General features: G+C 71.7%; 5 protein-coding genes and 2 pseudogenes. 5 read left to right on the forward strand and 2 right to left on the reverse strand.

Annotation, left to right across the window (positions count from 1 at the left end):
* Positions 1-185, forward strand: a pseudogene (locus tag P409_RS27215) (class I SAM-dependent RNA methyltransferase); the annotation flags it as partial.
* A 139-nt stretch (positions 186-324) separates the two neighbouring features.
* On the opposite strand, the gene P409_RS27220 reads toward P409_RS27215, so the two are convergent.
* Both P409_RS27220 and P409_RS27225 read right to left on the reverse strand, forming a co-directional pair.
* Positions 325-1,314: an adenosine kinase gene (locus P409_RS27220; protein WP_034845783.1), complete on the reverse strand. Its 990-nt coding sequence runs from the start codon at positions 1,312-1,314 to the stop codon at positions 325-327.
* Positions 1,315-1,368: 54 nt separating this feature from the next.
* Positions 1,369-2,115 (reverse strand): DUF6058 family natural product biosynthesis protein, encoded by a 747-nt coding sequence (locus tag P409_RS27225; RefSeq protein ID WP_034845785.1) that lies wholly within the window; start codon positions 2,113-2,115, stop codon positions 1,369-1,371.
* An 83-nt stretch (positions 2,116-2,198) separates the two neighbouring features.
* Between P409_RS27225 and P409_RS41640 the strand changes: the two are divergent.
* From P409_RS41640 to P409_RS27240, 4 genes and pseudogenes are all read left to right on the forward strand, one after another.
* Positions 2,199-2,432 (forward strand): annotated as a pseudogene (locus P409_RS41640) (ArsR/SmtB family transcription factor); the annotation flags it as partial.
* 238 nt (positions 2,433-2,670) lie between these two features.
* Entirely contained in the window at positions 2,671-2,904 is a 234-nt protein-coding gene (locus P409_RS40975; protein WP_052121455.1) for a hypothetical protein, read from the forward strand.
* Between the two features lie 151 nt (positions 2,905-3,055).
* The gene (locus tag P409_RS39305) at positions 3,056-3,418 is read left to right on the forward strand and encodes a GFA family protein (RefSeq protein ID WP_052121456.1); all 363 of its coding nucleotides are present in this window, start codon (positions 3,056-3,058) and stop codon (positions 3,416-3,418) included.
* Positions 3,419-3,561: 143 nt separating this feature from the next.
* Positions 3,562-4,254, forward strand: a complete 693-nt coding sequence (locus tag P409_RS27240; RefSeq protein WP_034845787.1) for an EI24 domain-containing protein — start codon at positions 3,562-3,564, stop codon at positions 4,252-4,254.
* Positions 4,255-4,651: the final 397 nt, after the last annotated feature.

Consider the following 4,651-nt stretch of genomic DNA (forward strand, 5'->3'; position numbering starts at 1 on the left):
ACCAGGCCGAGGCGCTGGCCGCCTCCACCGTGCCGGTGGTGGTCGCCGTCTCCTGCAACCCGTCCAGCCTGGCGCGCGACGCCCGGATCCTGGTGGATGGCGGCTACCGGTTGGAGCGGGCGACGCCGGTCGACCAGTTCCTGTGGACGCCGCACCTGGAAGCGGTGGCGGTGTTCCGCCGATAAGGTGAAGCGTCCTTCCCCTCATTGTCATTGCCGGGCTTGACCCGGCAATCCAGGGGCCACCCGGAGCTGCTTCGGCATTTCCTGGATGCCCGGGTCAAGCCCGGGCATGACACTGAGGAAAGGAGACGCGGTGAGCGGCTCAGCCGATCAGGCTGCGCAGCGGCACCAGGGGACGCGGGCCGACATGGCTGATCACCTCGGCGGCGGCGATGCTGCCGATGCGGCCGCTCTCGGCCAGGCCGAGGCCGCGGGTGAAGCCGTAGAGGAAGCCGGAGGCGTAGAGGTCGCCGGCGCCGGTGGTGTCGACCAGCTGGGCCAGCGGCGCCGCTTCGACCACGACGGTCTCGCTGTCGGTCACGATCACCGAGCCCTTCTCGCTGCGGGTGATCGCCGCGACCTCGCAGCGGCCGCGCACGGCGGCGACGGCGGCGTCGAAGTCGTCGACCTGGTACAGAGCCTTGATCTCCGCCTCATTGGCGAAGAGCAGATCGACATGGCTGTCGATCAGCCCCAGGAAGCTGTCGCGGTGCCGTTCGACGCAGAAGCTGTCCGACAGGGTCAGCGACACCTTGCGGCCGGCGGCATGGGCCACCTGGGCGGCCTTGATGAAGGCCTCCTTCGCCGTCGGCCGGTCCCACAGATAGCCTTCGAGATAGGTCACCTGCGAGCCGGAGATCACCGCCTCGTCGACATCGTCGGGCGTCAGCTCGACGCAGGCGCCGAGATAGGTGTTCATCGTCCGCTGCGCGTCCGGCGTGACGATGATCAGGCTGCGCGCGGTCGGCGGCGTGCCCGGCGCCGCGGGGTCGAGCGGCCGGGAGTCGAAATCGACGCCGACGGCGCGGATGTCGTGGCGGTAGACGGCGCCGAGCTGGTCGGCCGTGACCTTGCCGATGAAGGCGGCCTTGCCGCCCAGCGAGGCCAGCCCCGCCGCGGTGTTGCCGGCGGAGCCGCCCGAGGCCTCGAGCCCCGGCCCCATGGCGGCATAGAGCGCCTCGGCCCGCTCCGCGTCGATCAGCGTCATCGCCCCCTTCACCAGGCCATGCGTGGTGATGAAGGCTTCGTCGTTCTTGGTGATGACATCGACGATGGCGTTGCCGATGCAGGTGGCGTCGTAGCGGGCGCTCATGGGTCTCGCTGGTTGTGCGGCCAAGGATGCGACCCGCAAGGGGTCCCCGACCCTCTAGGCTGCGGCCGCCGCCGAGTCAACCGGGGCCGGGTCCCGCGCCGGTGCCGAGGGATGAGCGAGGCCGTAGCGTTCGGCGATCCGGTCGATCCACAGCCCCGGCGTGCCATGCGGCCGCTCATGCGGGGCGAAGGGGGTCAGCACGGCGTCCAGCCGGGCCATCGCCGCGGTCACCTGCTCCGCCTCGGCCGGGGTCAGGGCCGGCTTGGTGCCCTCCTCCGTCAGGGCGCGGATGCGGCTGCGCTCGACCAGCTTGGTCACCAGATGGCGGCCGTCGAAGCGGCGCAGGCAGACGGCATAGGCGCCGCCGAGCCAGTTCTCCTCCCAGATCTCGTCGAGGGCCTTGGCGAAGGCGGCCTCGTCGATCGCGCCGGCGGCATCGAACAGCTCGGTCCAGCCGAAGCGGCGACCTTCGGAAGCGAGCAGGGCCTGGCGGAAATCGGCGGCGAAATCCTGCCGGAACTGCGCCGCCAGCTCGTGCGGTGACAGGGTCGAGCCCGCGGCCTGGCGGGCCCAGGGCGCCACGGCGCCGCCGAACCATTCCTCCGGCTGCGCCAGCGCCTCGCTGCGGATGGCGCTGCGCACGGTCAGGGACGGGTCGAGGACATAGGTCGGACCCGGCAGGCAGCGGGCGGCGATCAGCGCCCGCAGCCGCTCCCCGGTCAGTCCGGCGGCCCGGGCCAGGGCGGCCGGCGTCAGGCAGCGGCGGCGGGCATAGTCGAGAATGGCGAAGATGTCGGTCATGATCGGCCTCCTGTGTCGGTCGCCCCACTCCACATCCGCGGCCGGCCCTTGACCAGCAAAGACAAATCGACCATCATCGAAATATGAAGGAAGGCCTTGATCTTGCAAGCTTATCGTCGCTGATCGGCGATCCCAGCCGGGCGCTGATCCTGTCGGCCCTGTTCGGCGGGGAGGCGCTGCCGGCGGGCGAGCTGGCATTCCGCGCCCGGGTCACGCCGCAGACCGCCTCGAGCCACCTGGCCAAGCTGGCGGAGGCCGGGCTGGTCACCGTCCGGCGGCTGGGCCGGCACCGCTACTACGCCCTGGCGGGGGCGGAAATCGGGGCGCTGCTGGAGACGATGCTGACCCTGGCCTCGCCGCCGCCGGCGGTCGCGGTTTCGCGCTCGAAGGTACCGACGCCGCTGCGCGACGGGCGCATGTGCTACGACCACCTGGCCGGCCGCCTCGGCGTCGCGGTCACCAACGCGCTGGTGGCGCGGGGCGTGCTGCAGGCCGACGACCACGGCTTCGCCCTGTCCGACGCCGCGCCCGGCTGGCTCGCCGCCCTCGACATCGATGTCGACCGGCTGCGCCAGGGGCGCCGCGCCGTCACCCGCCCAGTGCCAGGACTGGAGCGAGCGGCGGCCCCATCTGGCCGGCGCGCTGGGCGCCGCCATCGCCGACCGGTTCCTGGAGCAGGGCTGGATCCGGCGCGACCGCGACAGCCGCGCCGTGGCCCTGACCGAGGATGGCCGCGCCGCCCTGGCCCGGATCTTCGGCCCGGAGGTGCTGGACCAGGCGACGGCCTGACGTCCTCACCGTCATTGCGAGGAGGCGAAGCCGACGAAGCAATCCAGGGGCCACGGCAAACGGCCCTGGATTGCTTCGCTGCGCTCGCAATGACGATACTGGTGCTTCGGAAGCGCTCATGCGAGCAGGCGGTGACGCCAGGGAGAAGGTGATGCCGGAAACTGCCAAGCTTCTGACAGGCGGATGCGGCTGCGGCGCCGTGCGCTATGCGGTATCGGGCGCGCCGCGCTGGGCCGCCGCCTGCCATTGCCGCGACTGCCGCCGGGCCACCGGCGCGCCTTATTCCGCCTATGCCGGCTTCGAACGCTCGCAGGTGACGTGGAGCGGCGAGGCACCGCGCCGCTTCGCCTCCTCGCCCGGCGCCGAGCGATTCTTCTGCGGCCGCTGCAGCACGCCGCTGGCCTATGAGGGCGCCCGCTGGCCCGACGAGGTGCATCTGCTGGCGACGACGCTGGACGATCCCGGCGCCCTGCCGCCGCGCGGCCATGTCTATGTCGGCGAGACGCTGCCCTGAGTGCGCCTGGCCGACGGCCTGCCGCGCTACCGCACCACCGCCGGCGAGGGCGGGCCGATGACCGACGAAGAATAGGCGCCGCCCTTGCGCCGCCGGCCCCGCCGCCCCAGGTGAACGGCCGCGACATCAACCGCCGAGCCCCGATGCCGAACGCCTTCCGCCTCGCCCTGCAGCAGATGACGTCCGACCCGGCGATCCGCCGCGTGCTGTGGGTCAGCTTCGCCGCCACCATCTTCCTGGTGCTGACCCTGCCGGCCCTGGCCGGCTGGGGCCTGTCCTTCGTGCAGATCGCCAACTGGTCCTGGGTCGACACCACCATCGACGTGCTGGGCGGAGTCGCCGTGCTGGCGCTGGGCATCCTGCTGTTTCCCGCCATCGTCGGCGCCGTGGCCGGCCTGTTCCTCGACGACGTCGCCCAGGCGGTCGAGGCCCGGCACTATCCCACCCTGCCGCCGCCGCGGCGGCAGCGGATCGGCGAGATGATCTGGGGCGGCATCCGCTTCTTCCTGCTGCTGGCGGCGGTGAACCTGGTCGCGGTCGGCATCGTGCTGATCGTGCCCGGCGTCAACGTGCTGGTGTTCTGGCTGGTCAACGGCTACCTGCTGGGCCGCGAATATTTCGAGCTGGTGGCCGCGCGCCATGTCGAGCCGGCGGCGGCACGGGCGCTGTGGCGCGAGCGCCAGGGCCGCTTCATCATCGCCGGGCTGCTGCTGGCCGCGATCCTGCTGGTGCCGGTGGTCAACCTCGTGGTGCCGGTGCTGGGCGCCGCCTTCATGACCCATGTCTTCCATCGCGCGGTCGGCGGGCTCACCCCGGCGGGGCGGGCTGCCGGATAATTCATTTGACCGGAATACGGCTGAATTGCTCCTGTCCGGGAACGGGGCTGGCCGCCGCGGGTTGATCGGCGGATAAGCATCCAGCTACAGTCCCGGCCCCATCGTTTTGATGGGGCATCGACTCCGGAACCACAACAAGCAGGGGGACACCCGCGTGTTTCGTCGACGCAACCCCGCTGGCGGAGGATCGGATGGCGGCAACGAGCGGCCAGGCTATTCCCCCGCCACGGACACGTCCGTAGTTCGGCCCACCGCCCCGATCGCGCCTCAAGGAGAGCCCATGTCGTCCACCGCCAAGCCGGCCACCGGCTACAAGACCGATCTGCCGCGTCGGATCGACCTGCCCGGGACCGGGGCAGGCGCCGCCGGCGCCGTGCGCCGGCCGGACTCGTCGGCG

The sequence above is a fragment of the Inquilinus limosus MP06 genome (assembly GCF_000767795.1).
Taxonomy (GTDB): Bacteria; Pseudomonadota; Alphaproteobacteria; order DSM-16000; family Inquilinaceae; genus Inquilinus; species Inquilinus limosus_E.